Source organism: Endozoicomonas sp., from assembly GCF_965196975.1.
Lineage (GTDB): Bacteria > Pseudomonadota > Gammaproteobacteria > Pseudomonadales > Endozoicomonadaceae > Endozoicomonas.
Genome location: NZ_OZ239981.1, coordinates 5,274,305 through 5,299,929 on the forward strand (window position 1 = coordinate 5,274,305; position 25,625 = coordinate 5,299,929).

21 protein-coding genes and 1 tRNA gene are annotated in these 25,625 nt (G+C 49.4%); 4 read left to right on the plus strand and 18 right to left on the minus strand.

All coding sequences use genetic code 11. The features are described from left to right. The first annotated feature begins 84 nt into the window (after positions 1–84). Positions 85–1,590 (plus strand): IS66 family transposase, encoded by a 1,506-nt coding sequence (tnpC, locus tag ACOCLE_RS23455; RefSeq protein ID WP_419532963.1) that lies wholly within the window; start codon positions 85–87, stop codon positions 1,588–1,590. On the opposite strand, the gene ACOCLE_RS23460 is transcribed toward tnpC, so the two are convergent. Next, entirely contained in the window at positions 1,557–3,047 is a 1,491-nt protein-coding gene (locus ACOCLE_RS23460; protein ID WP_419534471.1) for a chondroitinase family polysaccharide lyase, read from the minus strand. The two genes, tnpC and ACOCLE_RS23460, sit on opposite strands and share 34 nt — an antisense overlap. On the opposite strand from ACOCLE_RS23460, the gene ACOCLE_RS23465 reads away from it, so the two are divergent. Then, a complete protein-coding gene (locus tag ACOCLE_RS23465) occupies positions 3,046–4,326 on the plus strand; it encodes an ISKra4 family transposase (protein ID WP_419532972.1) in 1,281 nt (426 codons plus the stop codon). The genes ACOCLE_RS23460 and ACOCLE_RS23465 overlap by 2 nt on opposite strands. Here the strand turns inward: ACOCLE_RS23465 and ACOCLE_RS23470 are convergent. The 3 genes from ACOCLE_RS23470 to ACOCLE_RS23480 all read right to left on the minus strand — a co-directional run bounded on the left by ACOCLE_RS23470 (position 4,321) and on the right by ACOCLE_RS23480 (position 9,229). After that, complete coding sequence (locus tag ACOCLE_RS23470; RefSeq protein WP_419534472.1) at positions 4,321–5,166, minus strand: chondroitinase family protein; 846 nt, start codon at positions 5,164–5,166, stop codon at positions 4,321–4,323. The genes ACOCLE_RS23465 and ACOCLE_RS23470 overlap by 6 nt on opposite strands. A 5-nt stretch (positions 5,167–5,171) precedes the next feature. Then, entirely contained in the window at positions 5,172–6,722 is a 1,551-nt protein-coding gene (locus ACOCLE_RS23475; RefSeq protein WP_419534473.1) for a sulfatase-like hydrolase/transferase, read from the minus strand. A gap of 281 nt (positions 6,723–7,003) precedes the next feature. Beyond that, positions 7,004–9,229: an autotransporter outer membrane beta-barrel domain-containing protein gene (locus ACOCLE_RS23480; protein ID WP_419534474.1), complete on the minus strand. Its 2,226-nt coding sequence runs from the start codon at positions 9,227–9,229 to the stop codon at positions 7,004–7,006. 477 nt (positions 9,230–9,706) lie between these two features. On the opposite strand from ACOCLE_RS23480, the gene ACOCLE_RS23485 reads away from it, so the two are divergent. Then, positions 9,707–11,164, plus strand: coding sequence for an OprD family outer membrane porin (locus ACOCLE_RS23485; protein ID WP_419534475.1), 1,458 nt, complete (start codon positions 9,707–9,709; stop codon positions 11,162–11,164). Between the two features lie 61 nt (positions 11,165–11,225). Here the strand turns inward: ACOCLE_RS23485 and ACOCLE_RS23490 are convergent, their stop codons facing one another. The 14 genes from ACOCLE_RS23490 to ACOCLE_RS23555 all read right to left on the minus strand — a co-directional run bounded on the left by ACOCLE_RS23490 (position 11,226) and on the right by ACOCLE_RS23555 (position 24,788). Further along, positions 11,226–12,014, minus strand: coding sequence for a type II secretion system protein N (locus tag ACOCLE_RS23490; RefSeq protein WP_419534476.1), 789 nt, complete (start codon positions 12,012–12,014; stop codon positions 11,226–11,228). Between the two features lie 7 nt (positions 12,015–12,021). Beyond that, positions 12,022–12,549 carry a type II secretion system protein GspM gene (gspM, locus tag ACOCLE_RS23495; RefSeq protein WP_419534477.1) on the minus strand — a complete coding sequence of 176 codons (528 nt, stop codon included), beginning with the start codon at positions 12,547–12,549 and terminating at the stop codon, positions 12,022–12,024. Continuing rightward, positions 12,549–13,778: a type II secretion system protein GspL gene (gene gspL, locus ACOCLE_RS23500; protein WP_419534478.1), complete on the minus strand. Its 1,230-nt coding sequence runs from the start codon at positions 13,776–13,778 to the stop codon at positions 12,549–12,551. Before gspL ends, gspM begins: the two co-directional genes overlap by 1 nt. Continuing rightward, the gene (gene gspK / locus ACOCLE_RS23505) at positions 13,778–14,794 is read right to left on the minus strand and encodes a type II secretion system minor pseudopilin GspK (RefSeq protein ID WP_419534479.1); all 1,017 of its coding nucleotides are present in this window, start codon (positions 14,792–14,794) and stop codon (positions 13,778–13,780) included. Before gspK ends, gspL begins: the two co-directional genes overlap by 1 nt. A gap of 11 nt (positions 14,795–14,805) precedes the next feature. Then, positions 14,806–15,417: a type II secretion system minor pseudopilin GspJ gene (gspJ, locus tag ACOCLE_RS23510; protein WP_419534480.1), complete on the minus strand. Its 612-nt coding sequence runs from the start codon at positions 15,415–15,417 to the stop codon at positions 14,806–14,808. Beyond that, the gene (gene gspI, locus ACOCLE_RS23515) at positions 15,414–15,800 is read right to left on the minus strand and encodes a type II secretion system minor pseudopilin GspI (protein ID WP_419534481.1); all 387 of its coding nucleotides are present in this window, start codon (positions 15,798–15,800) and stop codon (positions 15,414–15,416) included. Before gspI ends, gspJ begins: the two co-directional genes overlap by 4 nt. After that, positions 15,797–16,399 carry a type II secretion system minor pseudopilin GspH gene (gene gspH / locus ACOCLE_RS23520; RefSeq protein WP_419534482.1) on the minus strand — a complete coding sequence of 201 codons (603 nt, stop codon included), beginning with the start codon at positions 16,397–16,399 and terminating at the stop codon, positions 15,797–15,799. The genes gspI and gspH overlap by 4 nt, the downstream gene beginning before the upstream one ends. Before the next feature lie 9 nt (positions 16,400–16,408). Next, on the minus strand, positions 16,409–16,846 hold the full coding sequence (gene gspG / locus ACOCLE_RS23525; protein ID WP_419534483.1) for a type II secretion system major pseudopilin GspG: 438 nt from the start codon (positions 16,844–16,846) through the stop codon (positions 16,409–16,411). An 88-nt stretch (positions 16,847–16,934) separates the two neighbouring features. Then, complete coding sequence (gene gspF, locus ACOCLE_RS23530) at positions 16,935–18,206, minus strand: type II secretion system inner membrane protein GspF (protein WP_419534484.1); 1,272 nt, start codon at positions 18,204–18,206, stop codon at positions 16,935–16,937. A gap of 6 nt (positions 18,207–18,212) precedes the next feature. Next, the gene (gspE, locus tag ACOCLE_RS23535) at positions 18,213–19,736 is read right to left on the minus strand and encodes a type II secretion system ATPase GspE (protein WP_419537257.1); all 1,524 of its coding nucleotides are present in this window, start codon (positions 19,734–19,736) and stop codon (positions 18,213–18,215) included. 86 nt (positions 19,737–19,822) lie between these two features. After that, the gene (gene gspD, locus ACOCLE_RS23540; protein ID WP_419534485.1) at positions 19,823–22,021 is read right to left on the minus strand and encodes a type II secretion system secretin GspD; all 2,199 of its coding nucleotides are present in this window, start codon (positions 22,019–22,021) and stop codon (positions 19,823–19,825) included. Positions 22,022–22,426: 405 nt separating this feature from the next. Further along, a complete protein-coding gene (locus ACOCLE_RS23545) occupies positions 22,427–23,194 on the minus strand; it encodes an IS982 family transposase (RefSeq protein WP_419534486.1) in 768 nt (255 codons plus the stop codon). 107 nt (positions 23,195–23,301) lie between these two features. Then, positions 23,302–24,213: a type II secretion system protein GspC gene (gspC, locus tag ACOCLE_RS23550; RefSeq protein WP_419534487.1), complete on the minus strand. Its 912-nt coding sequence runs from the start codon at positions 24,211–24,213 to the stop codon at positions 23,302–23,304. Positions 24,214–24,711: 498 nt separating this feature from the next. Further along, positions 24,712–24,788, minus strand: a tRNA-Ile gene (locus ACOCLE_RS23555). Between the two features lie 136 nt (positions 24,789–24,924). On the opposite strand from ACOCLE_RS23555, the gene ACOCLE_RS23560 reads away from it, so the two are divergent. Next, on the plus strand, positions 24,925–25,596 hold the full coding sequence (locus ACOCLE_RS23560; protein WP_419534488.1) for a transglutaminase-like cysteine peptidase: 672 nt from the start codon (positions 24,925–24,927) through the stop codon (positions 25,594–25,596). Positions 25,597–25,625 lie beyond the last annotated feature (29 nt).

Genomic DNA, 25,625 nt, shown 5'->3' on the forward strand with positions numbered 1-25,625 from the left:
TATTCAGCACCCTTCATATAAATCTGGAATTTTCTGATTTTTCGACCATCATCTTATACTCAATTTTTCTAACAAATCTCCAGTATGGAACCAGACTTCCCAGCTACTCCGTTTACCGAAGCTCTCCTTAAAGAGAATGAAGAGCTTCGGACCGAGAATGCGCTTTTACGGGAACGTTGCAGCGAACTGGAAGAAAGGGTTAATAAAAACAGTCAAAACAGTAGTAAGCCACCATCGTCAGATGGTTATCAAAAGCCCAGTAAAAAAGGGAGTGATAAAGGTGATACATCTTCCAAAGAAGCCCCCTGCTCCTCACAGGAAACACCGAACCCCAAAAGCCTTAGACCATCTTCAGGCAATAAACCAGGTGGCCAGAAAGGTCATCAAGGCTCTTGTTTGAGACGTGTCGCCTTACCCGATTATGTCAGGCATCTGAAGGTTGAAAAATGTTGCTGTTGCCAGTCTTCGCTTATCGATATTAAACCCACCAAATACATTGAGCGACAGGTTTTTGATCCAGGTAGACCCGGAGAATTTGAAGTTACCGCGTACTGGGCAGACGTTAAAGTATGTCCTTGTGGTAAACGGAACACCGCTGAGTTTCCCCAAGGAGTGAAAGCCGCTGCTCAATACGGAGAAGTGACTCAGGCAATGGCTGTTCATTTAAACCAGTATCACTTCATCCCATATCACCGGGTGTCTGAGTATTTCAATACTATTTATTGCATGAGTGTCAGCGCAGGCTCTGTTGCCAATTTTGTTGCCTATACCCATGAGAACCTGGCCTCTACTGAGCAGAGTATCCGCGATGCTTTACAAGAAAGTCCGGTTGCAGGAGCGGATGAAACTGGCATGCGGGTTGACGGTTCACTGTGGTGGTTACACATTATGCGAGATGACCAATGGACGCTTTACTACCTCTCAGAAAGGCGAGGTTGTGAAGCAATGGATGCAATGGGCATCCTGCTGACTTTTGCAGGCATTCTGGTTCACGATCATTGGAAGTCCTACTTTGCCTATGCGGCAGTGCATGTGCTTTGTAATGCCCATCATCTGAGAGAGCTTCAGGGAGTTGTCGATAGGGATGCGAATAAGCTGGCTCTGCGGCTGATGAAATTGCTTACGCTCTCCTGGCACTTCTGCAAGAAATACAAAGCAGCCGGTCTGACTCAAATGCCTGGTGCAATACAGCTTCGCATTGAGACGATATACGACCAAATCCTTCAAAGGGCTCTCACGAAGGAAACCGCTTATATGGAAAAACAACGACAGGTGCTTGGACGTAAGAAGGTCAGGAATACCAAGGCCTACAACCTGTTCAAAAGGCTTATTGAGTTTAAGGTTGAAACGTTGCGCTTCATGTCGGACTTTTCAATTCCCTTCGATAACAATGGCAGTGAACGTGATGCCAGGATGGCCAAACTTAAGCAGAAGATCTCAGGCTGCTTCAGAAGCGAAGACGGAGGTACCATGTTTACCCGAATCCGAAGCTATTTATCATCTGCTAAAAAGCAGGGGTTGAACATATTTCAGGCGCTTCTTAAAGCGGTTCGAAATTACAACAATACGCCTTTGCTGGGTGCTGAATAGTTACAAGCACCGTTAAAGCTCTGTGTCGATAACAGCATCTCTTCCAGACCACTGAAGGTATCCACATTCAACAGATCGGCATTCAACTGATCGACAGGTAACTGAACGGCAGTCGTTCCCGGCCAGCGAGCCCAGTTCCAGCCATCGTGACTGAAGGCCCGGTTGTCAGGATTTTCTGGCAGGATTTCCAGAATGCCGTAGTTGATGTAACGGCCATAGCGGTTGGCATTGGCATAGGTTTCATGACTGACCAGATAACGGCTGAAACCGCGGGCTCCTGCTACCCAGCCATCACGACGGTGGAGGGCAAGGCCTGCGTAGTTCATTGACCAGTTACCCACAGCTGGCTGGTTTGCCGAGATACCCATGCTAGTAAACTTATCCACAAGTGCGGGGGCAGGGGAGTCCGTCAGTCTCAGCCAGGTTGCGGCCATTTCCTGATCAATGGTCTGCCCGCCATCCGGTGTGCCGGACAGTGCCATATAGAGGAAAGGATCCGTTTCCATGGACTCTTTGCCGGTTGGGTGACGGCCAGCAATGGACATCAGTGTCGTGTTCTGGTTGGCATAGACAGCGGTCATCAGTGTGGCGTTACGCAACAGGGCATGAGCTTCCTGGCTGATTGCGTAGTCTGTACCACTCAGCATGTAAACGACTGGCGTCAGGCCTCTTAAGCCCCCCTTACCATAAGCCGGGTAGTGCTGGGAGTGATGGAACATGGAGCCATCTTCCTTGAAGCCACCCGCTGTTCCGGGAGAAGTTACCAGTGATGTCGAGAGCCATTGGCTTAACTGGCTTAACCAGCGGGCCTGTTCATTGCTGTCGCTGATCAGCAGGATGCTCGCCAGGATTCCCTGCAGCTGGGTGTTCATAACATCAATGTTAAAGCTGTCAATCTGGTCCGCTGGCTCGAAGATACGACCGGCACCGGCAAACCAGGACAGCATCTGCTGGGTACGCTCCAGGCGGTTCCGCTCATTCAGTACGTCCTGCATCAGGAAGTGAGCCTTGAACAGGGGGCGCAGGGAGTAGCCAAAGTGATGAACGGTACCCAGGGAACTGCCATAGGCAAAACCCTGATCATCAAAGTAGTCGGCCAGGTTAATGAACATCGTGGCCAGTTCTTCCCTGGTGACTTCATTGTCGGTGCCGTGCCAGGCGGAAGCGATGTCCATCATCAGCTCACCGTACGGCTTCAAGTCCGCATTCTTGAACAGCAGATCACTGGCCTGGTCATCCAGTAAGCCCTTATTCACGCCTTTATCGAGGAAAATTTTCAGGCGGTTGGTGTTGTCCAGGGGGATACCAGAGACCTGACCATGTTCACGCTTGATCTGGTAGCCGTAATACTGGTCTCGAATGGCTTCCAGTTGGGTGCTCTCTCTGAATGATTGAAACAATAGTGCTCTATTTTCACAGCTACTATGGGAACACCACTCATAATAGTTAACTGTCATGCCCGCTTCTGTTATTTCCAGCTCTACCAAAAGCATCGTTTTGCAAATTGAAGTTTCTATAGATTCAGGCAACATGCTGAATCTTGAAGATAGTTTACAGCGTGCACTCAATGAAGCCGGGCAGCTTGGAACAAAAGAGTTATTGGGGCTATTTGAATCACCCAATAAAGAACCTATCGTCGTTAATCAGCAGAAGTGGAACTACAAAGGAAAGGTTCTTAAGCACTATGAAACCTTATACGGTCGTATACCTTTGGAGCGCTCCGTATATCAGGGTGTCAGAGGTGGCAGTACTCTGGCAGCACTTGATCTTCGTGCCGGTATTATTGGTTCAGCTACCCCCAAATTTGCCAAGTCTATCGCCTGGAAATACAGCCAGATGCCAGCGCCTGCGGTAAAAGAAGATTTTGAGACCAACCATCAAAGGACGCTTTCAAATTCTTATATCAAGCATTTATCGGACAGAGTAGGTGCATTAATTGAAGACCAGCAAGACACTCACTACCACCTTCCTCCACTAAAAGAGCCTGTTGAAACAATAGCCATTGGTCTGGATGGAACCTGCATGCTGCTTTGTGAAGAAGGCTGGAGGGAAGCCATGTGTGGGACATTGAGCCTATATTCTGCAGATGGAGACAGGCTCCACACGATATATACAGCCAGTTCGCCAGAGTATGGTAAACAAAGCTTTATGAGCAAGCTCGACGAGGAGATTGCAGATCTAAAACGACTCTACCCAAATGCCACATACATCGGGGTAGCTGACGGGGCTAGAGAAAACTGGAGTTATTTGAAACAACATACCTCTGGGCAGATACTCGATTTTTATCATGCATCTGAATATTTAGCTGGAGCAGCGGAAGCACTGTTTCCAACCAGTAAGGCGAAGCGACACCAGTGGCTTGAAGACAGGCTACATAGTTTGAAAAACAAGCGTGGAGCAGCCAAAAAAATCCTTCAGGAAATTGAATCAGCCGAGCTCCCGAAAAAGACAATCGCACTGACAGAGAAGCGCTACAAAGCTGTGAGCTATTTTACAAACAATCACCAGTTAATGAATTATCATCAGGCGCTTAAACGCCATTGGCCAATAGGTTCAGGAGTTACTGAAGCGGCTTGTAAGACTCTGGTAAAGCAACGATTATGTGGTTCTGGAATGAGGTGGAAAGCAACAGGAGCGGAAGTGCTTTTGACAACAAGAGCACTGATCCAGAGTAAGGGGCGCTGGGAACAACTTTGGTCTGAGTTCATGACTGGAAAGGTTGAAGCTAACCTATGAGTCAGTTATCAAATTGAGAGAGCACCCTTCCAGTTTTTTATCCGTTAATGGACGAACCTCATCCATCAGCAGGGTATTAAACCTTTCGGATATCACTGCTTCCGTGGATGCTGAGTTGGAAACTGCGGCTTTTTTCGCCAGTTGATCAAAACGGTACAGGCTCAGCCAGTGGCTGTTTGGAGCGCTGTCAGCCGCCAGGTTGACAAAGGGGAGCTGGTTATCACGGGTTGGCCAGCGGGGATCAACAGGGATGCTCAGCATCATCTGGTCAATATACAGGCTGCCGCTGGTGATGCTCTCTGGTGCAATCAGCGTCAGACGATTCATCATTTCAGTGGGGCTTCCTTCCATCTCCCCAAAGGGAACAATGGCATGACGCCAGCCGGTAAAGTCCAGCTTCATTTTGAACTGTGTTTTCACCTGGTCATCTTCACCAAACTGGAACGTCAGGTGATCATTAACTGGCGCTTCGCTGTAGATCCAGACCAGAAAGGAGTGTCGTGACTGGTTGGAGCCATTCGCCTTGAAATGTTTGAAGCCAACAGGTTGATCAAAAGTCAGTTGACTACCATTGTTGAAATTCCACTGAAGGGAGTGCGCTCCATCGCGGTAGTGCTTCCCGGATAGCTGGATGGTTGAGTTGCTGTCGGTTGAGATGGTTTCTGGCAACCCATTCTCGAAAAAGTACATCGCTCCACCAGGCTGGTGGTCACTGACGCCCTGGGCCGTTCTGGTTTCTAATAACGAGCAGCCGCTCAACATAAGGGCTGCGCTGACAGCAGCGGTCAGCAGCTGTCGTTTTCCGGTAAAGGGGATTGCATTCATGAACTGCTTATTCACTGACATCAGGCTCCCTGTAAGTCCTTGGCAGCCTTGGCTTCGTTAATGGCTTTGCGTTTTTCGATGATGGCGTCCATGGCGCTGCCACCGGTGTGGTTCGGATAGCCCGGCTTATGGCTGCGCCACTGGGGATCCACTGTCACCGACTGCTGATAGAAATTATCGTTAGTGGCGGCAACATAGTTCTTGAAGCGCTCACGCATGTCGGCGAGAACCTCTGAATAGGCAGGATCATTGACCAGGCTGTAGTTTTCACCCGGGTCTTTTTTCAGATCAAACAGCTGCTCGTCGTTGTTTTCGCGATAAACGGTGTACTTGTAGTCTTTGGTTCGCAGCATGCGAGCGGGCATGTCGGTGGTTTCATTGCGTTCACTGAACCACTGGCTCACCACTTCCTGACGCCAGTCAGCGGGCTCGTCACCTTGTACCAGTGGCATCAGGCTGCGGCCATAAATACCTTCCGGTGCCTGCAGGCCGGCGTAGTCACACAGGGTCGGAACCAGGTCACACAGAGAGCCAAGGGCATCGACGGACTTTCCTTTTGGAATGCCGGGGCCTGCGAGAGCAAAAGGTACATTACTGGTTTCTTCATAGAAAAAGGCGTGTTTGGTGACCAGACGATGGCTGCCCATGGCGTCACCGTGGTCACTGAAGAATACCACCAGGGTATTGTCAGCCTTGCCGGATTTTTCCAGGGCTTTCATTACCTGGCCAATGCAGGTGTCACCCATCCCAGTGTAGTGATAGTAGGCCTTCAGGTACTGTTGATAATTCTTATCGGTCCAGTGAGAAGCCTGTTTTACGCGGAAATGGTTACAGCACTGATAGGCGACACCTGCTGGTAGACTCTCCCAGTCCAGTACTTCAAAGTTATCGGGTAATTCAGGCAGTTCACCAATGCCGGGAATGTCGCCATGGGGGCCTTCAAAGGCACCGACCCAGCTGCAGATGTTGTGGGGGTTGTTAAATTCAACGGCCAGCAGGAAAGGTTCTTCACCTGGATCCTGGAAAAATTCCAGGGCTTTCTGCAGAGCAAACAGGTCTTCCCGAGAGTCGTAATCAACAGGGAAGGCTTCCGGCGCGGTCAGTGGCAGCTGCGTTTCCGGGGTTGCATCAAAACCTCTCAACGCGCCAAAGTCATGGCGTTTACCGTAGTGGACGCAGTTGTAACCGGCTTTGCTGAAGATATCGCCCAGTGTGGTCAGTTCAGTTGGAATATTGGCACTGTCATTACCGGTGACGCCGGTAACCTGAGGCAGGTGGCCAGTCCAGAAACAGGCTCGGGCTGGAGAGCAGAGTGGGTAAGGCGTATGAACCTGCTCAAAGCGGGTACCCGCATTGATGATCTTATCGATATGATCGGTTGGTGCTACCGGGTTGCCGTAAGCGCCGACGCCTTTTTTGGAAAGCTGGTCTGCAGTAATGATCAGGATGTTGGTTTTTTCCGACACGGCTTTTGTCGGCTGACTGGTATTACAGCCGGTTAATGCCACTGCTGCGCCACTGGCGGCCAGCCCCTTAAGGAAGTGTCTGCGTGAAACCCGGGATTTGCTCATAATGATGTTCCTGCCCATGCCAGTAAACGCTGAATGCTGACTGAGGATTTTATGTTGTTTTGTAAAATCGAAAATTGATTTGGGTTAAAAATGTAATCTTTGAGCTGATAAAATCTTTCGATAATCTTTCGAATTTGGCTTTAAACCACAAAGGTCACGAAGAGCACAAAGAGTTAAAAAGGATCTTTTCTTTGTGAGCTTTGTGGCCTCCATGGTTCAAAAGGTAAAAAAAGCCCCTGACCTGTGGTCAGGGGCTCAGGAGTATCAACGGGGATGTTGAATTAGAAGGCGTAGTTCATACGTGCCTGAAGCTGGGTGTCATGGCCGTCATCTACGAAGTCATGCTGCAGACCCAGACCAAGGCTCAGACCACCGTCGATGGTGTAGTCAATACCTGCCGCGAGGTTGAGCTGAACTTCAGTCGAACCGGTGGCGGTAGTAATTTCACCGATTACAGATGGATCAGCAGCAATAGCTCCAGTGATATTCTCGTTACCAGCCTTGAAGTCATACCAACCCATGGCTGTCAGGCTTGGGGTCAGAATGCCGGAAGCAATTTCGAATGTGGAGCTGATGTGGGTACCCATACCAAGCTTGACCTGGTTAACAGTCTGCTTTCCATAGTCTATGGAAGCAGGTGAGCCTGTTTCACAGTAGTCTTCAATTTCTACGCGATTCAGCTCGCCAGCAATAATTGGCTGTACCAGAATATTGTCGAATGCCAGATCCATACCGGCAGTGACCCGGGCTCCATAATGGAAAGCCTTGTATTCTGCATTGGCACGCGTTTCACCGGTATAGCCAGTAGTGGCACCTATGGTTCTATAGCTATCGTAGTAATCAACGCCAGCGTTAACTGCAGCAGTCGCAAAGTACTGGTCATGGTTCCAGAGACTATAAGCAGAGAACTGATAGGTGTTAACTTCGTAATTGGTGTCGTAGGTTATGGTATCAATATCCTGGTAGTTCTGGCTGAAGGAGAAACCAGTCACCAGGTTTTCAGTCAGATCGCCGTCAATACCAAAGCTGAACCCCATACCCTGAACATCGTAACCATCAATACGACCATCAACGTTTTGTTTTGCATCATTACCATAAACACGCATCCATAGACCGCTATTCGAAGCATTCACTGCATGGAACTGGTCAGCACGGAGACTGTTCAACCGGTTGCTAATTGTATCGAATTGTTTGTTTTGAGCTCTCTGTGCTGCATGTAATGCTGCCCCACTACGGTCAGGAGTCAGTTCTCCAGACAGACGGGCTGCGGAGTCAGGGTCACCGGCAGCATTCAAAAGATTAATGAGCTCTTGTTTGACGTCTGCATTAGCAACAGTGTCTGCGTAGGTAATCTCATCTTCGGTTACCTCTGAGCCATCAAGTGCATAATCACCAAATGCTTTTATTACTGCCTGCTCTGTTGCATCTGCTCCTCCAGCAGATGCATTTCGAATGAGAGTTTCTGATGTTACTTTTTCATCAAGAGTAATTTTGATGTTGGCAGTATTGTCATCACCTTCAATCAGTTCGACTTTAGTGATCCAGCCGCCACTAACATTAACATTTTTCTCGTCGTAGCCTTGAACACTGTCGGCTTCAATTATTTTATGACTGCCAACCATATCATTGACATCGCCAATAGTTGTGATCTGAAGCTTTGCACCAGAGCTGAAAATTACATCACCATCTACGTCAAGATATGCCTGGTCGGCACTCAGTTGGCCATTGATTTCCATCTCCAGAGTCGAGTCGTTCTTTAGAGTAAGATGGCCGTTACTAATGGTTGAATTCTCTTTATCTACACCATTATCAAAATAGTAATCAACCAATTCGAATTTTATCGTTTCGTCCTGTGCTTTAAGTAATAAGTAACTATTACTTTCAACAAAAACTCTTCCTGCTCCAGCTATCTTAGTGCCATCAAAAATAGCTTTATCAGAGCTATTACCATAGAAGGATATGTAGCTTGAGTTCATTACCTCGTCGATGATGACTTTTCCACCATTGCCATCATCAACTTCTTTATCTGGAGTGTAGTTGGAGAGGTGTTCGGAGTTTAGGTAGATATTACCTTTAACTGTCCCACCCTTATTTGGCTCACCTTTTATGCTTTCTCCAACTTTAAGTGCATCAAGGTGATGGACACTTGCCCCTCTTATATCGATAGCAACTCTTTCTTTTGTTCCATCAGCATGAGTCACAATACCACCGATAATAGTACCTGAATTATTGATATAACCAATATTCCCGCCCTCTTCTACAAGTATGGCTGCGCCATTCTGTGCTTCTATCCAGCCATTATTCGTGACCGCTCCAGTGGCATTACCATTTGTAACTTTGATGGCGTAGGTATCACCAAGAATCTTTTCAGTAGCCAGAATTTCCTGTTTGCCACTTGCGTCAAGGAGGGGGTCTTTAGGAGTGTAATCTTGAGCCATGACATTTGTACTGCCAGCCATAACTGAAGAAATTGCCAGTGCCAGTAAGGTTTTTCTGCCTGCGTTCATTGTTCTCATGATATTTACTGCCTGATTGATATACCCATCGCCGTACGTTGACCGAGCCTGTTGTCATCTGTGTTTTCTGTGTGAGGCACTGGCCAGGGTCGACACTATCGCAGGAGATACTGATAGGATTTGAAAGAAAAAGTGTTGATCCAGATTAATAAATGTAAAGAAACTGAAGGTTTTTGAGAGGTGTTAATCTGTTTTTTCCTTGTTGAAACGATTTTTATGAATGTATTTGTAATATAAACGACAAGTTATGTTTATATTATTGGAATAATTGTTTGAATAGTGATCAAAAAGTATCGATTTCTGACAAAAGTCTGACAAATTCCTTACCCCGTTGACCGAAGTCAATATCAGGATCTTTCATCTGTCTTTCGTTTCTTCGAGAATACTCCTGAATAGAATGATCAAAGCAAGCTTATAAAAGCAATCGAGCAGCAGGCAGATTTCAGGATCATCAGGAGTAAGGTGGTAATGAGGAAGGCAGTAACCGGTATTGGTGTGTTATTGATAGGGGGCACTCTTTCCTGTCAGGCTCTGGCAGCTGATTGGGAACAGATGGGAGATGAATTTTTCTCCGGTGCCAGTTCCGATGTTTACCTGGGTATGAACAGTAAGTTCCGGGAAAAGTACTACACCAAAGACGGTAATGGTGATCCGCTGAATGACTATGAAAATAATGGTGAAGCCCAGCTGACCATGGGGGTTAACTTTATTTCCGGTTATATCGGTGACACCTTCGGTCTTGATCTCTCCGCCCTGAGCCGAAGTGAGCTGTATAGTGAAACCGCCACCGGATATAGCCTGTATAATTATGGTATGAAAATCCTGAAGCAGACGGACTGTTACTACTATGGGAACAGTAACCAGTACCGCTGTGATGGGTTCTCCGGTGCGTCAGGTATTACCCAGATTAACTTTAAAATGAAAGCCGGTGAAGGTGATGAGCGGCTTAACTTTAATACTGGTCTTGGTTTTTATAACGGTGGGTTGATCTCTTCCAGTGATGAAGATGATGTAATTCCAACGTCGTACACTGGTTTTGAACTGGATGGCCGCTGGGGCAATACCCGCCTGGATTACGTTTTCGTAAATGGTGTGATGTCCAATGATGACTCTGGTGTTCAGGACATTATGGCGATGCCTAACTATGCCAGTCATTATGACTACAGCCAGCCTGAAGATATCGAAAAACGCAAAATTGACTTTGTTCACTCCATCGGTCTTAACCAGAAAATTGGCGGGTTGAATCTGGTTCTGGCGGCAGCCGATGCCAGAGAGTATCTGCGTCGCTATCACGCAAGAACTGATTACACGCTGAAGTTTAACAAGCGTGACAATCTGATGTTCCGCGCGCAGTACTACCGAAATCATCAGTACGGCTCAGTCTGGGAGTGGGAAAAGACGGAAGGCTACCCAAGCAAGTATGCAGATCAGCCTGACCAGACTGAGTTGATGAACTATACCGTTGCCTGGACCCTGTCCCCATGGACCATTGCTTTCCACCATACCCGGATTGGTGACGGTGGGTTCAGTTACGGTTTTGGTAACGTGAAAGGTGTTCTGAAAAATGATACTGCGGGTAACTACGGCAGTATGAGAAGACCAAACGGTCAGGTCTGGGCTGTTGAAAATACTATGGACTTCCGTTATAGCCGCAACAAGTGGCTGAAGGGCTTAAAGTTCACTTACGGTTACCACCGCAGTAATTACCACAGTGATAACGTCCGTGATGGTGAGACATCTATTATCGGTGACACCTATGAAGATGAGCATGCTTTTACTGCCAGCTACCTGTTCCGTCATGGGACATTGAAAGGCTTGAGCTTTAACTTTAAGCAGGCATTCTACGATGATAAAGGCCACAAGCAGAATGAGGGCAAGATTAACGACACCAAGTTTGATATCGCCTATAGCTTTCCTCTGAAGTAATCCCCTGACTCCTGAGGTGTTGTGTTTGGAAACCGGCCATATGGCCGGTTTTTTTATGGGATTACTTAATTGCACCCCTGAAGCGCAAAGGATAGGCGCCGTTGCTGTCAGGCTTGCCGAGGATAGTCAGGCCTTGTTTCATGGAATCAGGCAATGATGCATCCGGTGTCATTTTTCCGGTAAAGGTATAACGTCCATTAGTGCTGATTTGAAAATCACCGAAGCTGCTAATGATTGACGATTTCTGGCTGACTTTAGCGGTCAGGTTATTATTCTGACAGCTTAATTCTGCAGTTGAATTCCCGAGATCGAACTGACCAAAGGGTGAGGCTAACCCGCTGTTTGTAAGTTCTGCAGTACCATCAATAGTCAGGCACCCTTTGTCGTTGACAATCAGTTCATCCAGTTCCAGAAAAACATTTCCTTTCACTTCCCCGGGAACTTTCCCCCCTGTTGCTGCAACAAGCCACTGTGCAGTGGTATCCAGTTCGACATTATTCAATCTCAGCATCTGGCGATTAACCACAACAGCTCCCTGGCCTTCAACAGGGGATGCCGCATTGCCCAGCTCTACAGAAACCTGAACTTCACCTTTCAGGAGGGAGGCTGGTTCAATCTGCCACCGGATGGATGGCAGTGACAGTGGCTTTCGTGACATTGTCAGCGTTACACTTTCAGCGGCTCCCGACCATGGAGTGCCAGTAATTCCGGACATATTGACGGGCAGTTGTTCTGTTGGCAGGTAGTGCCACACTCTTTCTGCCGGCATATTGGCGATCAGAAAGCCGCTGTAGCTGACCAGACCAACCGTTGATAGCAGTATGACTTTACCGATTTTTCCCTGTTTCATATTCTATTCAACCACGTTCAAGCTGCAGGCGGCGCACTTCGACAAAACCACTGGTATCCGTGGATTCCAACTGGATGTTTTTAACCTTGATCCGGTGCTGCTGCTCCAGTGTGGTCAGCCAGCTCATCAGTTTATCGAAACGGACATTGGCCAGATCAACATCCAGCGTTTCACCCCGGCTCTGCACCCGCTGGATAACCAGTTGATATCTGCCTGCCAGTTGGTGGACCGTCTGATCCATGGGCGTATTGCTGACAGGGCGGGCGGTGGCACCTGCAGCTTTCAGTCTGAGAATCTGTTCAGCTTGCTGTTGTATCTGCGTAAGTTGTGCGCGGCTGGCCGCTACTTTCTTCTCTGCCAGTGCCTGTTGATCCGAAAGCGGTGTAATAATCCCCTGCCAGATCAGCCAGATAAACAGTGTGATCAGTGCCGTGGCGGTGAGCCACTGTTCCCGCTGGGAGAGTTGCCGCCACCGACCAATCATGCTTTGCCAGAAGGGCTTTGCGCTTTCGAAGGCATTGGTAAGGACGCTCATCAGGACACTCCTCCTGAAATGACCAGCATGCCAGTCACTTTGTTTCCGGTACGCTCAAGGGCTTCTATAGCAATGGTTAACCCTTTCTCACTGCCCCGATTAAGCTCTTTCTCAAACTGCTCCCGGAAGCGTGTGAAAAGCTCGAAATCACTGGCCTGTGCCTGAATACGAAGGCTTTGTCGTGCACCGTCGTAGTCCATTGAGTTGGCCTTTAATTCAGGGAATGTATTCAGCACCGGGGTAATCCGAGCCAGCATGGTCAGCATACTCTGTGATGATTCTTCCGGTTGCTGTAATGCTGCCAGCTTCTGCCGCATCTGGGATTGTAATCTGACAACCCGTTCGCCCGGAAAGAGTTGCTGGTAAATACCATTGGCCTGCTGTTGATAAGAAGCCGCGGTTTGCTCCAGTTGGTGGGTATCCAGCACTGAATTTACGGTTAGCATGATGAAAAGCAGGCTGGCCATTAGTGCGCTTGACCACCAGGGAAGTAGCCGTTGGCGCCAGGGCGAGGCAGGCTGCCACTGCCCCTGCAGCACGTTGAGCTGTGTATTCCTGGCTTGGGGAGCCAGCAGTGTTAATGGCGATGCAGAATGCAGTTCTGCTTCTGAAAACTCCAGTTCAGGCTGTTCCTTTTTAAGTCCCTCCATAAACAGGGTTAACCACTGTGATTCACAGGCGGCTATCTGCCACTGGCCATACCGGGCAATGATCAGGTCATCAATGGTTAATAAACGGCACTGGTTTTCTTCGACAGGGAGCATCAGAGCATCGGGTACCCAGCGTTTTGATATCACCCCGGCATCCATCAGCCAGCCTTGCCACTGTTCCATGTCTGCCTGTTGCATGACTGCCAGATGAGCCTGGTTGTCCCCGTGGTGCAGGATGGCAAAATGCAGGTCTTCAACATCATCGCTCAGCTCTTCTTCCAGTCGCCAGGGAAGAGACTGTCGAACGGCAGGTGTCAGCCGCCCCTGTAGAGTCAGCGTATGGAGTGTCACTCGGGCTGCAGGCACCAGAACCGTAGCATTCATTGCTGCAATGGGTTGACCGGATAACATTCCGCTGGTTACCGTGGTGTCGGCATATTCTGCAATAAAATCAGATGCTGTTGGCCAGGAGCCATTGGCAATACATTGCTCTTCATTCGATGTTTCAGTCGAGAAAAGCAGCCAGTAAACCGGTTGATCGGGATGTTCAGGTAGCCTCAATAGCAGGTGAGGATTCATTACACTCCTCCAAATTTACGGCGAATGACCGTTAGTTGGTTGTCTTTAGAGCGAGCCAGAAGGCTATTCAGTCTGACTTCGCTTTCGCCGTAATTGGCTGTTGCACGCATTTCAAAATAGTGGCTGACGATGGTCAGGCGTTTGCCTACCCCCGTGCTGCTGAAATTGGCCAGTAACGGTTGGCTGGTAAAATCAGCCACCTCATCCCATCCTTCCCGTGGCCTGGTTTCCAGAATGCTACGCGCCTGGTCAACGGGCAGCTGATCAATATAGAGAGCCGCCAGAATCTCGGGCTGGTCAACAGGGATGGTATTCACGTTGATGGCCAGCTCAGCCATGGGGAGAGTGCAGAGGTAAGGCATTACTTGTTGAGCAACCGCTTTTGATACTCCGGCCACGGCGCGCCATTCACTGATATCCCGCATCAGGGTTTTGCCACTGAGATAGGGAAGTGGCTGGACAAGGTAATCCGTATCGCTTTCACCCTGGCGAAGGTCTTCACTGCTGACCCAGTTACGGGTTGCCTGGGTAATCCTGTCGGACTCCCACTGGGGAATGTCCAGGTATTGAAGAAGAGCAGAAAATGCCTGACTTTCAGGCGTTTTCTGATACGTATCGCTCCCTTCTGCGGCCGGCTTTGCCAGGGCATTGATGTTAAAACAGGACTGAGCGTCTTTCAGTTGACCGGCAATGTGGCCACCTTCCACCGGCAATACGACATTGGCAGTGGCCCAGTACTGCCCAAGATGGGTAATGTCCGGATCATCTTTGAAGTTCTGTTTGAGCGTTTTGATCGCCAGGCTCTCACCAGAAAAGGCATACCAGCGTGCCTGCTCCCGCTCCTGCATGGACTGGGTTCTGGTTAACTGGGTGCGAAAGGAGAGTGTTAACTCATTGGCCAGTAGAACCAGCAGGGTCAGCATCAGCAATACGCTAAGCAGGGCAATACCCTGCTGGCGATCCGTTAAAGCGCGCTGATGAACTCTTCGCGATGAATAATATTTGAACCCCATCATGATGCAGACTGTCAGGGTGACGGCAGTATATAACGTCGTTCTATACGTCCAAGGTCGTTCATACCAAACTCAATTTTTAACCCTTCTGGCAGAGCGCCTTCAGCGGGTAAAGACTCCAGCCACTGGCCATTGATGTAAAAACTGAATTTCAGTGAGTTGATATTGGTTAATAAGGTCTGGGTTACCGGCTCGACATTGATTGAGGCAGGGTCGAGGACATGATGATACTGGCGCTCCAGACGGTTATCCCGGAGGCGGTAAAATACCCGCTGCAGTTCTGGTCTGGGTAAACGGTAGTCCGGGTTGTGCCAGCCATGGCGAACCAGTGCGAGTGCTTCATCGTCGCTGTCCAGCATCTGTGAGTCACTGAACAGGCTTTGTTCTGTGACGCTGCCATCAACCCGGGTTCCCCGGTCGGCAATCTGTTGAAGATCCTGGTCAATCAGCAGCAGCGTATATTGCAGCTGTCGCAGGCGCTCGTTTTTATTAAGCACAACATCATGGGCGGTCATTACGACTTGAAAAATCTGCCTGGCACTGAGGCTGATGATGCTGAAAATAGCGATGGCCGCTAGCATTTCCAGCAGGGTAAAACCCGTCTGCTTTTTTTTGATCTGCATCATCCCTGTTTGACCATATAGCTTCTCAGCGTCGCCAGTATGGGGCTCTTCTCATCCTGTTCGCTTCGTACTTCAACATCAATCGCCCGAAAATCATTATCAGCGGTTTTGACGCTGCGAAAGCGGGCAAACCATTGCTGCCCGGCCAGCTCATGTTCTGCCCTTTGCCAGCTGAGTGTCGGCAACTGTTTTTGCAGATGAATTTCCGTCATCTGATTATCAGCCACGAGTCGAGCCAGAGTGCGTTGTTCCAGTACTGTTGTGTTACGCACACTTTCGCCACTCATGGACAATACCGACATGCCAGCAATGGCGAGCAACGCAAGAGCCAGCAGTACTTCCAGTAAAGTAAAACCCTGTTCAGCAGAGACTCTGGAGGGCGTCATCTTTTGACTCCTTCCGCCAGGGCGATTTCACCATGCTCTTTCAGGTTGATGGACAGGGCATGCCTGGGGTCATCTGCAGAAAAGAGCCTTAACTCTGCCGGTGAAATCTCTCCGGTGGCCCAGAAGAACAGGTCTGGTTCAGCCTCATGTTCGGAGTCTGAAGAAGAATTTTCATCAGAAGCGTCAAAGGTAAAACCGTTATCCTGCTCCAGATCCAGAGTGTCTCGCCATACAGACTCCCCTGGCAAAATGGCAAACCGCAGAGCCTTATTCAATGCTACCGGTGAGAGGATTCGATCACCGCTGATGGGCTGCCATGTTCCCTGCTTATAAATCAGAAATTGATAGCCTTCTGTCGTCTGCAGAAGACCCATATCCATGCCATGGAGCAGTGCTTTTTCCTGTGAGGTTTGGGCCAGCAGGATCAGCCGCCGGGCCTCTTTCTGCATGAGTGCACCACTGTCATCAGGCATGATGGAAGGCAGAATGGCGGATATGGCTAACCCCAGCAGTACCATTACCAGCATGATTTCCAGCAGTGTGAAGCCGTGCTGCTTTACTCTCTGTCCCGCTTCGGACTGTATAATGTTGTTAGCCATTGAGCGTGGTTAACTATCCAGGTTCCAGTTTCCGGTATCGTCATCGGTGCCTGGCTGACCATCAGGGCCGGCGGAGAAGATATCCACAGGACCGTGTTCACCTGGGCTGAGCATCAGGTACTCGTTACCCCATGGGTCTTTTGGCAGACGGCGAATGTAACCGTTGTCCCGGTAGGATCGTGGCTCAGGGCTGCCAGAGGGTTTGCTGACCAGTGCTTCCAGCCCCTGCTGAGTAGAGGGGTAGACATTATTTTCCAGTTTGTACATGTCCAGGGCATTTTCCAGAGCAACGATATCACTCACGGCTTTCTGCAGATCGGCCTTATCTTTATTGCCGATAATATTAGGGGCGACCATACTGGCCAGTACGCCAAGAATGACAATCACCACCATGATTTCCAGCAGGGTGAAACCTGACTGCTTCTGTCTTTTATTAATAAGGCTCATTGGGTTTTCCTAATGGTCTAATACTGTTTTTTACCACAAAGTATCGATAGGGCAGGAGCACTTATCGACACCTTGCCGTTCAAATCAATCAACTGCCAATGAATGTGTTCATGTCGAGCATTGGCATCAAAATAGCCATAACGATAAAAAGTACGACACCTGCCATGGCAACGATCAGCAATGGGCCAAAAATACCCAGCGCTATATTCACCTGGGACTCAAATTGCTGATCCTGATTGTCTGCAGCCCTGGCCAGCATGCCGGTCAGCTCGCCAGACTTTTCACCACTGGCAATGATGTAAAGCATCATGGGGGAGAAAAGTTCGGTCTGCTCCAGTGACTGCCAGAGGGAAGAACCTTCCCTGACCCGTTCAGCCGCCTTGATCAGTGATTCCTGCATGTGTTGATTCACCAGCACCTTTGACGCAATCCCCATACCTTCCAGTAATGGCACGGTGCTGCTGGTCAGTATGCTCAGGGTTCTGGCAAAACGGGCACAGTCAACTCCGCTGAGGACACTGCCGATCAGTGGCAGTTTTTGTAGCCAGCGGTCGTGAACCAGTCGGCAGGTTCGGCTTCGCTGCAAAATTTGATGACGTATCACCAGGGCAACCAGCAGGGCAAGGGCAATGGTTGGTCCATAAGCACGAACAAAGTCACTGATGCTGATCAGAGCGAGCGTCATGGCGGGGAGCTGCTCACCCATATGGGCGAACTGTTCAACAACCGTGGGAACGACAGTCACCAGCAATGCTGCCACCACACCAATGGCAACCAGTGTCAGGATGGCCGGGTAGATCATTGCCTGAATCAGCTGCCCTTTGATTTTCTGACGGTGCTCGGTAAAGTCGGCAAGCCTTTCCAGTACACCATCCAGGTGGCCAGACTTTTCTCCCGCTGCCACCATGGAACGATACAGCCGGTCAAAGGTTTTCGGGTAGCAGGCCAGACTGTCGGCCAGAGATTGTCCCTCAAGAATTTTTGAGCGAACGGTGGTGATGATTGATTTCAGATGCGGCTTGCGCAGCTGTCTTACCAGTGCCTGCAGGCACTCTTCCAGGGGAATGCCCGCAGCAACGAGCGTTGCCAGTTGCCGTGTCAGCAGTGCTACTTCAGCATCCGTTGCCCTTTCTTGAAAATAAGAGCGAAAAAAAGAGCGAAACAGACTGTTCCGACCGGACGATGAGCCATTACTTTTGGTTGTATCTGATGTTTCTTTACTAGAGGCTTCACTGACCGCGATGGCGTTCAGCCCCGAAACCCGAAGCTTTTGCCGGACCTGACGAGGCGAGTCGGCTTCTATTACGCCCTTACTTTTTTTCCCTTTGGCATCCAGGGCTTCGTAAGCAAATACGCTCATGCGCTTTTATTCCCTGGTGACACGCATCACCTCTTCCAGAGTGGTGATACCGCTGAGGATTTTTCTGAAGCCATCCGTTTGAATACTATTCGACGAATGACGTATTTCCTGTTCAATGGCCTGTTCACCAGCACCATCATGAATCAGTCGGCGTACCTGGTCATTGACCAGAAACAGTTCATGGATACCGGTTCGGCCGCGGTAGCCGGTGTTATGACATTCCTCACAACCGGTGGAATGCCACAGCGGGTGGTCGGATGAAAGCCCCATCAGGTTGATTTCAAGTTCGGTGGCAGGGCGCTGTTGTCGGCAGTTCGGGCAGAGTGTTCTGACCAGACGCTGAGCCAGTACTCCCAGCAAACTTGAGGCCAGCAGGAAGGGCTCAACTCCCATATCCCTGAGACGGGTGACGGCACCAACAGCGGTATTGGTGTGCAGTGTGCTGAGTACCAGGTGACCGGTTAAGGATGCCTGTACCGCTATTTCAGCAGTTTCCAGATCGCGGATTTCACCGATCATCACCACATCCGGGTCCTGTCGAAGAATCGCGCGCAGCCCCCGGGCAAAGGTCATATCCACCTTTGGGTTAACCTGGGTCTGGCCAATGCCCTCCAGATCGTATTCCACCGGGTCTTCAACCGTCAGAATATTGCGCTCACTGTTGTTGATAGCACTCAGCCCGGCATAGAGCGTTGTACTCTTACCGGAACCGGTAGGGCCGGTAACCAGAAGAATGCCATGAGGCTTATGCAGCTGCTCTCGAAACTGTTCGCAAAGGGGGCCTTCCATGCCAAGGCTGGCCAGATCCAGCTGGACACTGTTGCGATCCAGCAGACGCATAACGATTCGTTCTCCGTGGCGTGAAGGCAGAGTGGATACACGAACGTCGACAGCACGGCCACCAATACGAAGAGATATGCGACCATCCTGGGGAACGCGCTTCTCCGCGATGTCCAGCCTGGCCATGACTTTTACCCGGGAAACCAGAACGGCAGCCAGTTTGCGCTGAGGACGGAGTATTTCCCGTAACACACCGTCAACCCGGAAGCGAACCGTCAGGTTTCGCTCAAAGGTCTCAATATGGATATCGGACGCGCCTTCCTTGATCGCCTCACTGAGCATGGCATTGATCAGGCGAATGATCGGAGCACCATCATCCGCTTCCAGCAGGTCTTCATCTTCTGGCAGTTCTTCTGCCAGGGCCTGAAGGCCTTCATCATTGCCGATGTCATTCATTAACTGTCGTGCAGCGGAAGAGTCCTGCTGATAATGGTTTGCCAGTTTCTGCTCAAACTCATCTTCGTCCAGAGCAATCAGGGTCAGTGACGTGCCGGCAAAGCGCCTGGCCTCCTGCAGTGCAGCGGTGGAAGGGAGCCCTTTGTACCAGACCTGAGCCTTGCCCTGATCACTGTATGAGAGCAGCACATTAAAGCGACGGGCGAACGAAAACGGTAAGTTGCGCACTCTTTTTACGCTGAGAGGCTCTTCCTGGCTGGCAGGCTCTGGCTCGGAGATTACCGATTCTCTCATCCGTTTCTCGATAGTCAGAGCCAGCTCTTCACTCAACGCTTCTTCTTCCCGTTGCGACATTTCAGGGCTCAAGGCAACTTCCGTCATTACCTTCTCCCACCGGTACGACGCACTGGCGTTGTGGATGCCTGAGTTGAGGTTTCTTCCTGCGCTTCAGCGTCTTTAGCTTCTGCTGACTCTTCATCCATCTGGCGTCTGAGTTCATCAAGGAAGTCGCGGGCAGTGGGTTGTTCCGGGAGAACCGGGGTATCGAAACCGGGCATCAATGAAATACCCTGGGCCTGCTTATCCAGCTGGTAAGCACGGATAAGATCGTACTTCTGGCCGCTGATGGCGTTCATGGTCAGGTCATCCCGAATAATAGTGGGACGAAGGAAGACCATCAGATTCTTCTTCACCTTTTTACTGGAGGTCGAGCGGAACAGGTGACCAAGGATTGGTATGTCACCCAGTAGCGGTACTTTTGAGACACTTTCCTGAACGTTTTCATCCAGCAGTCCGCCTATGACGACAGTGTCCCCGGTTTTTACCATGACCGATGTTTTGACCTTACGGGTGGCAAAGGTTACGTCAACGGGGGTACGGCCATTGACACTGGATACTTCCTGTTCAATCGTCAGTTTTACGGCATCACCGGCATTGATTTGCGGCGTGACCGTCAGTTTGACACCCACTTCCTTTCGCTCGATGGTCTGGTAAGGGTTGTCGTTACCGGAGCTGGGTGTTGAGCCAGTGAGAGTGGGGACTTCATCACCCACAATAAAAGAGGCTTCTTCGTTATCGAGGGTCAGCAGGCTTGGAGTCGCCAGAACATTGGACTGGCTGGATGTCGTGACGGCTTGAAGCAGTGCAGTCCAGTCGCCGGAGGTGATGCTGAAGGCAGCACCGGAGACTTTTGCCAGTGCTGCGGCAAGGGCGGTGTAATCACCGGGCTTATCAGGATTTATCGTTGTTCCATCATCATTGATAATGGTGGAACCTTTTTCATCTTCTGCCTCTTTCATCCCCATCAGAATTTCCCCGATAGGAACGCTGGAACCGTCCTGGAACTGCATCATGCTGGTGCCATCTTCATTGGCCAGCTGGAATGACAGATTAATGCCGTCCCCATCAGCGACTTCAACAATGATGGCTTCCACCATGACCTGGGCACGGCGGATATCCAGCCGTTCAATCACAGATTCCATGGCCTGCATCACATCAGGGCGAGCAGTAACCACAAGCGCATTCGTCTGCTCATGGACTTCAATGCTGTAATCGCCAGAGGCACTTTTGCTGCTGCTACCGGAGGCAATCAGCATTTTACCAACGCCGTCCAGTACCTTTTTCAGGTCTTCTGCTTTGGCATAGTGGAGGTAGAAGACACGGATATTGCCCGTGGATTTTCGCTCGGCGTCCATTTGCAGCAACAGGCTTTTCATGCGTTGCAGGGTCTGGGCATCAGCAGACAGGATGATCTGGTTGCTGGCCTCATTGCTGACAATGATGGGCGGCATACCGTTGGGCTTCTGACCCTGTCCGGCGTAGATCGCCATAAGGATTCGTTCCATCTCACTGGCAGAGGCGTGGAACAGCTGGACGATCTGGACATTGCGCATGCCTGCCTGGTCGATACGACGAACCACCTCGGCAACACGCTCAAGGTTATTGGCCCGGCCACTGAGAATCAGAATGTTTGATGGGTCGTAATGTACGACACTGCCTGAGCTATCAACCAGTTGTCGGATAATAGGTGACAACTCACGTACAGGCACATGGTTGACTGGCAGAACCCAGGTGACCATCTCATCACCACCGTGGGCGACCTGGTCTCCCAGCTTTTTACCGGCAACCACTGGTATGGACGAGGTACGGGCATTTTTGTCCGGTATGATTTTTACCAGGCCATTTTCATCTTCAACTGCCGCAAATCCATGAACGGAAAGTACCGACAGAAACATCTTGTAGTACTGCTGTCGATTCAGTTGCTCATAAGCACGGATGGTCACCTCACCCCGAACGCCAGGGTCGATGATGATGGTGCGATTCAGGTTGGCACTGACCGTACGAATAAACTCTTTGATATCCGCTTTTTCAAAACTGGCAGAATACAGTGAGTGGGAAGATGCATAACTGCTGTTGTAGCTTGGTGCAGGAGCGTTGTTTGCCAGCACGGATGGTGATAGAGGCAACGCCAGCACGAATGGTAGAGCTTTTAATAGTGCCTGCGGCCAGCGCAGTGATAAAAAGCTCGTCCTGGATATCAGTGCACGGATTTCCCCTGCGCACACCGACGATGAAAACATAGCGGTACCTATATATACGCGATGTGCGACTTTGTCTGAAACTATCTCAAATTACTAGCCCGGATATTTCATAAACTGCCCCGAATCTCGGGCAGGACTTTGTCGCCCTAAGGGATTTTGTGAGGGAGTGCCGTACCGGGGAGTACGGTCGACCGAGCAAAACTCCCTTAGGGCGGCAAAGGACAAGCGAGAACGGGAGCACGTTTATGAAATATCCGGGCTAGCATGATGGTAAGTCCAAGTTGTATCTTCAAAATCACGCAATTATTTGCTTTCCGTTTTTTAATCTTCGGAAATAAGGTTCTCAAACTGTATTGCAGGACGACCAGCAATTATATTCAGATAAGAACCAATATTATGTGCCAGTAACTTCCGAGCGATACGTGATGTCATATGCCATCTATCTCAACAATGGCACTTTTCTATTTCAAAGCGCTCTGTCAATTGACCTATCACTGTTTCTATTCTCCGTCGTACCCGTAATACCAGCTTTACAAACGACTTCGGACGTTCATCTTGCATGTTTTTTCTCAGTGGCGTCTGAAGATCAATACCTAATTCCTGACAATCAGCTTTAAACTCAGGCCTTATATAGCCCTTATCGCCAAGCAAGAGGCCAGAAATGGTCTCGAGCATGTCATAGGCTGCATCACGCTCATCTACGTTCGCTGCGGTCAGAGTAAAACCCACAGGAATCCCTCGTGCTTCAACCAGCAAATGCCCCTGAAAGCCATAGAACTTCTTGTCCTTGGAAGCGCAGTAACCATAACCAGCCTCAGCTTTAAAGATACGGCTCTGTGGTGCACGGGTTCTGACGACAACATCAATCGGAAAACCATCGATTAAATGGATATCTGCATTATCTGCATGCATCATCTGGACTATACGAATTTGCAGTCGTTGTTTCACATGCCATAAGTTGGCGGCCTGTTTGACAAATGCCGAGCGTGAAGGAATGTCAGGAAACAGGTGTCGCCAGTGTCGGGTAAAATACTTCCAAATCTCAGTGTCCTTATGATGCCCAAGCCATTCACCGACAACTTCCATGGTGATCGCTTCACTATCAGTGAGCTTTGGTGGAAACCCTCGAAGTCGCAGTGGTACAGGAAAAAGCTCTTTTACCAAATCGTCGATCAAGCAGTAGACTGTAGTGATAAACTCTTCAACGGGCATGACTGAAACCTTCTTTGCTTTCTACTGCTTTTAATAGCAGAAAGCAGGATCAGTCATGTCTCCTTATGCAAACCTAAAAGTCGCACATGGCGTATATATCTTAATAATCAGGAAGACAGGTCAATCTCAAAACGCTGGCCATCTCTCTCAATGGTTAATGAAATCTGATTCATTGAAGACAGCTGTCCAATGACCTTCATTGCTTCATTAGTGTCTGTCAGGTCATAACCGTTGATGGCTACTGCCATATCATTCGCTTTAAGGCCAAGCTGAGTAAAATAATCCGGATATTGGGCCGGATTAACCCGATATCCCTGTAATTCCCCGTCTCTGCGAACGGGTGAAATGGTCACAATCTCTGCCCATGAGTCAGGTTTATCCTGAAGCTTCCTGCGAATATCTGCAACGGTATTGCTTTTAGCCGGCTGTATTGTGGTCGTTTTCTGAGTTGCTCTCTGAATCGGTCGTTTATTTGCTTCATCCGGATACATCAGCAGTGATTCGTAACGTTCACCATTGCGAATGATGACCCGGTCAGCATAAATTGTGTCCACTGTTGCCCGAGTGCCTTTCAGCGTGTCGCCAGGACGATAGGTGGCATCGGAAGAACCGGAGCGAATAATGACCAGAGACTCATCCGGGTTGTTGCTGGCAACAAGGCCGGTGATGCGAACTGCCAGACGTGAAACGGGGACATCTTCAGGTGCGGGAGCCTGCACCTGTTGTGCTACTGGTGGTTTACCAAAGAGTTGAAGGCTTTCCAGAGAAGAAAGCGGGTTGATGTTGCTGGTGTTTCTGGCAGACGGTATCTGTGCCTTGATACTTTGAACCGTTGATTGCTCGAGAGTGTTATCTGGCAGAAGCTGCCATGTGATGATGGCCAGCTGCCTGGCTAGCAGAACAATCAGAATAATCTGACAGAGCGTCCTGAGGTGATGAAGCTTGAAAAATCTGGATGATGTCAGTTGGCGGGCAATGACGCTTCCATGGCTGCTTATTGTATTATTCAGTGACGTCACAGCTTGCTCTCATCTACATCAACTCAGCCTGAGTTGTCTCTTTATTTGGGCTGATTTCCGGATTGTTTAATCGTTTCGATAATATAACAAAGAAGAATGTCAGCGTCTTCTACTGATAACTATCTAATAAAGCTGTTTATTTTTCAGCCTCGAACTATAGATGTCATCAGATTGCCTTTCCTTGATATTCATCAATGCGAAAATATTCAATATACAAAGTGTTTACTGAATCCCTATGTTTATATCTGGTTGGATAGAGATTGGTCAATGGCCTGTATGTAAATGGGGGCATGCTTGATAAGCAGTCTCTTAGTCAAAATGGACGTTTTTTGAAAAAAGAAATGCTGCTGTCATTGTCAGGGGTTGAGTTATGTGTGGTATGTGGTTGTTGAGATGCCGTGTAGGGAGTATCTGACAGGTGAGGCTGCCCTTACTCTTTAAGAAGCAAATCCGGTGGCAAAATTGAATGCTTATTTGCAAGGAAGGGGTGCTATTTAATGGTGGGCCCAGCAGGACTCGAACCTGCGACCAATGGATTATGAGTCCACTGCTCTAACCAACTGAGCTATAGGCCCTGAAGCGGGTTGGATTATACGCATAGATTTGCCCGGCCGCCAACCCTGTTATCGCCTTTTGCCGGTTTTTCCTTACAGTCTACCCTGATGGCTGCCGATTCTATATAAGATCAGGAATCGGTTGGTAATATTCTGGATGCTATCTCACCTACTTCCATCCAAATGGCTACATTTTTTCTTTGCTGCTGTATTGGCTGGAGATCTGGTGGTGGGTAAAGCCCTGGTGGATAGTGCTCGCAAACTCTATGGCGTTGCTGCTGCTGAACGGCTGACCCATTGGCAGAATCTCATAACGTACAGTCAGAAGCTGTCAGAGCCCCAGAAGCTGGTTGAAGTGAATGACTTCTTTAACCGCATGCGATTTATGAATGATATTGATCACTGGGGGGAAGAGGACTTCTGGGCAACCCCTGTGGAATTCCTGGCCAGTGGCGCTGGCGATTGTGAGGACTTTTCTATTGCTAAATATTTTACGCTCCGCGAGCTTGGCGTTCCCGATGAAAAGCTGAGGATCACTTATGTAAAGGCGGTTGAGCTTGATCAGGCCCATATGGTGCTCAGCTACTTTGCAAATCCGGGAGAAGAACCGTTGATTCTGGACAATCTGATCAGTGAGATTCGCCCTGCAAGCAGCCGCAAGGATCTTGTTCCCGTTTACAATTTTAACGGTGATGGGTTGTGGCTATCACGTCAGCGGGGGGAGGGTGTCAGAGTCGGTGAATCTAATAAAATAAAAACCTGGACGGAGCTACGCAGGCGGCTACAGAAGTCAAATAGTCAGGGAACAATAAATGACGCGAGCAGCTAATGGATAAGACTGCTTTCTCAGGAAACGAA

Coding starts and splice junctions, on each gene's coding strand:
- ACOCLE_RS23475 (WP_419534473.1), bottom strand. CDS start 6,722: ATGAGCAAATCCCGGGTTTCACGCAGACACTTCCTTAAGGGGCTGGCC.
- ACOCLE_RS23485 (WP_419534475.1), top strand. CDS start 9,707: ATGAGGAAGGCAGTAACCGGTATTGGTGTGTTATTGATAGGGGGCACT.
- gspJ (WP_419534480.1), bottom strand. CDS start 15,417: ATGATGCAGATCAAAAAAAAGCAGACGGGTTTTACCCTGCTGGAAATG.
- gspI (WP_419534481.1), bottom strand. CDS start 15,800: ATGACGCCCTCCAGAGTCTCTGCTGAACAGGGTTTTACTTTACTGGAA.
- gspH (WP_419534482.1), bottom strand. CDS start 16,399: ATGGCTAACAACATTATACAGTCCGAAGCGGGACAGAGAGTAAAGCAG.
- ACOCLE_RS23460 (WP_419534471.1), bottom strand. CDS start 3,047: ATGACAGTTAACTATTATGAGTGGTGTTCCCATAGTAGCTGTGAAAAT.
- ACOCLE_RS23545 (WP_419534486.1), bottom strand. CDS start 23,194: ATGCCCGTTGAAGAGTTTATCACTACAGTCTACTGCTTGATCGACGAT.
- gspF (WP_419534484.1), bottom strand. CDS start 18,206: ATGAGCGTATTTGCTTACGAAGCCCTGGATGCCAAAGGGAAAAAAAGT.
- ACOCLE_RS23465 (WP_419532972.1), top strand. CDS start 3,046: ATGCCCGCTTCTGTTATTTCCAGCTCTACCAAAAGCATCGTTTTGCAA.
- gspE (WP_419537257.1), bottom strand. CDS start 19,736: ATGAGAGAATCGGTAATCTCCGAGCCAGAGCCTGCCAGCCAGGAAGAG.
- ACOCLE_RS23560 (WP_419534488.1), top strand. CDS start 24,925: ATGCTATCTCACCTACTTCCATCCAAATGGCTACATTTTTTCTTTGCT.
- gspL (WP_419534478.1), bottom strand. CDS start 13,778: ATGAATCCTCACCTGCTATTGAGGCTACCTGAACATCCCGATCAACCG.
- gspM (WP_419534477.1), bottom strand. CDS start 12,549: ATGAGCGTCCTTACCAATGCCTTCGAAAGCGCAAAGCCCTTCTGGCAA.
- gspD (WP_419534485.1), bottom strand. CDS start 22,021: ATGTTTTCATCGTCGGTGTGCGCAGGGGAAATCCGTGCACTGATATCC.
- gspK (WP_419534479.1), bottom strand. CDS start 14,794: ATGATGGGGTTCAAATATTATTCATCGCGAAGAGTTCATCAGCGCGCT.
- tnpC (WP_419532963.1), top strand. CDS start 85: ATGGAACCAGACTTCCCAGCTACTCCGTTTACCGAAGCTCTCCTTAAA.
- gspG (WP_419534483.1), bottom strand. CDS start 16,846: ATGAGCCTTATTAATAAAAGACAGAAGCAGTCAGGTTTCACCCTGCTG.
- ACOCLE_RS23480 (WP_419534474.1), bottom strand. CDS start 9,229: ATGAACGCAGGCAGAAAAACCTTACTGGCACTGGCAATTTCTTCAGTT.
- ACOCLE_RS23490 (WP_419534476.1), bottom strand. CDS start 12,014: ATGAAACAGGGAAAAATCGGTAAAGTCATACTGCTATCAACGGTTGGT.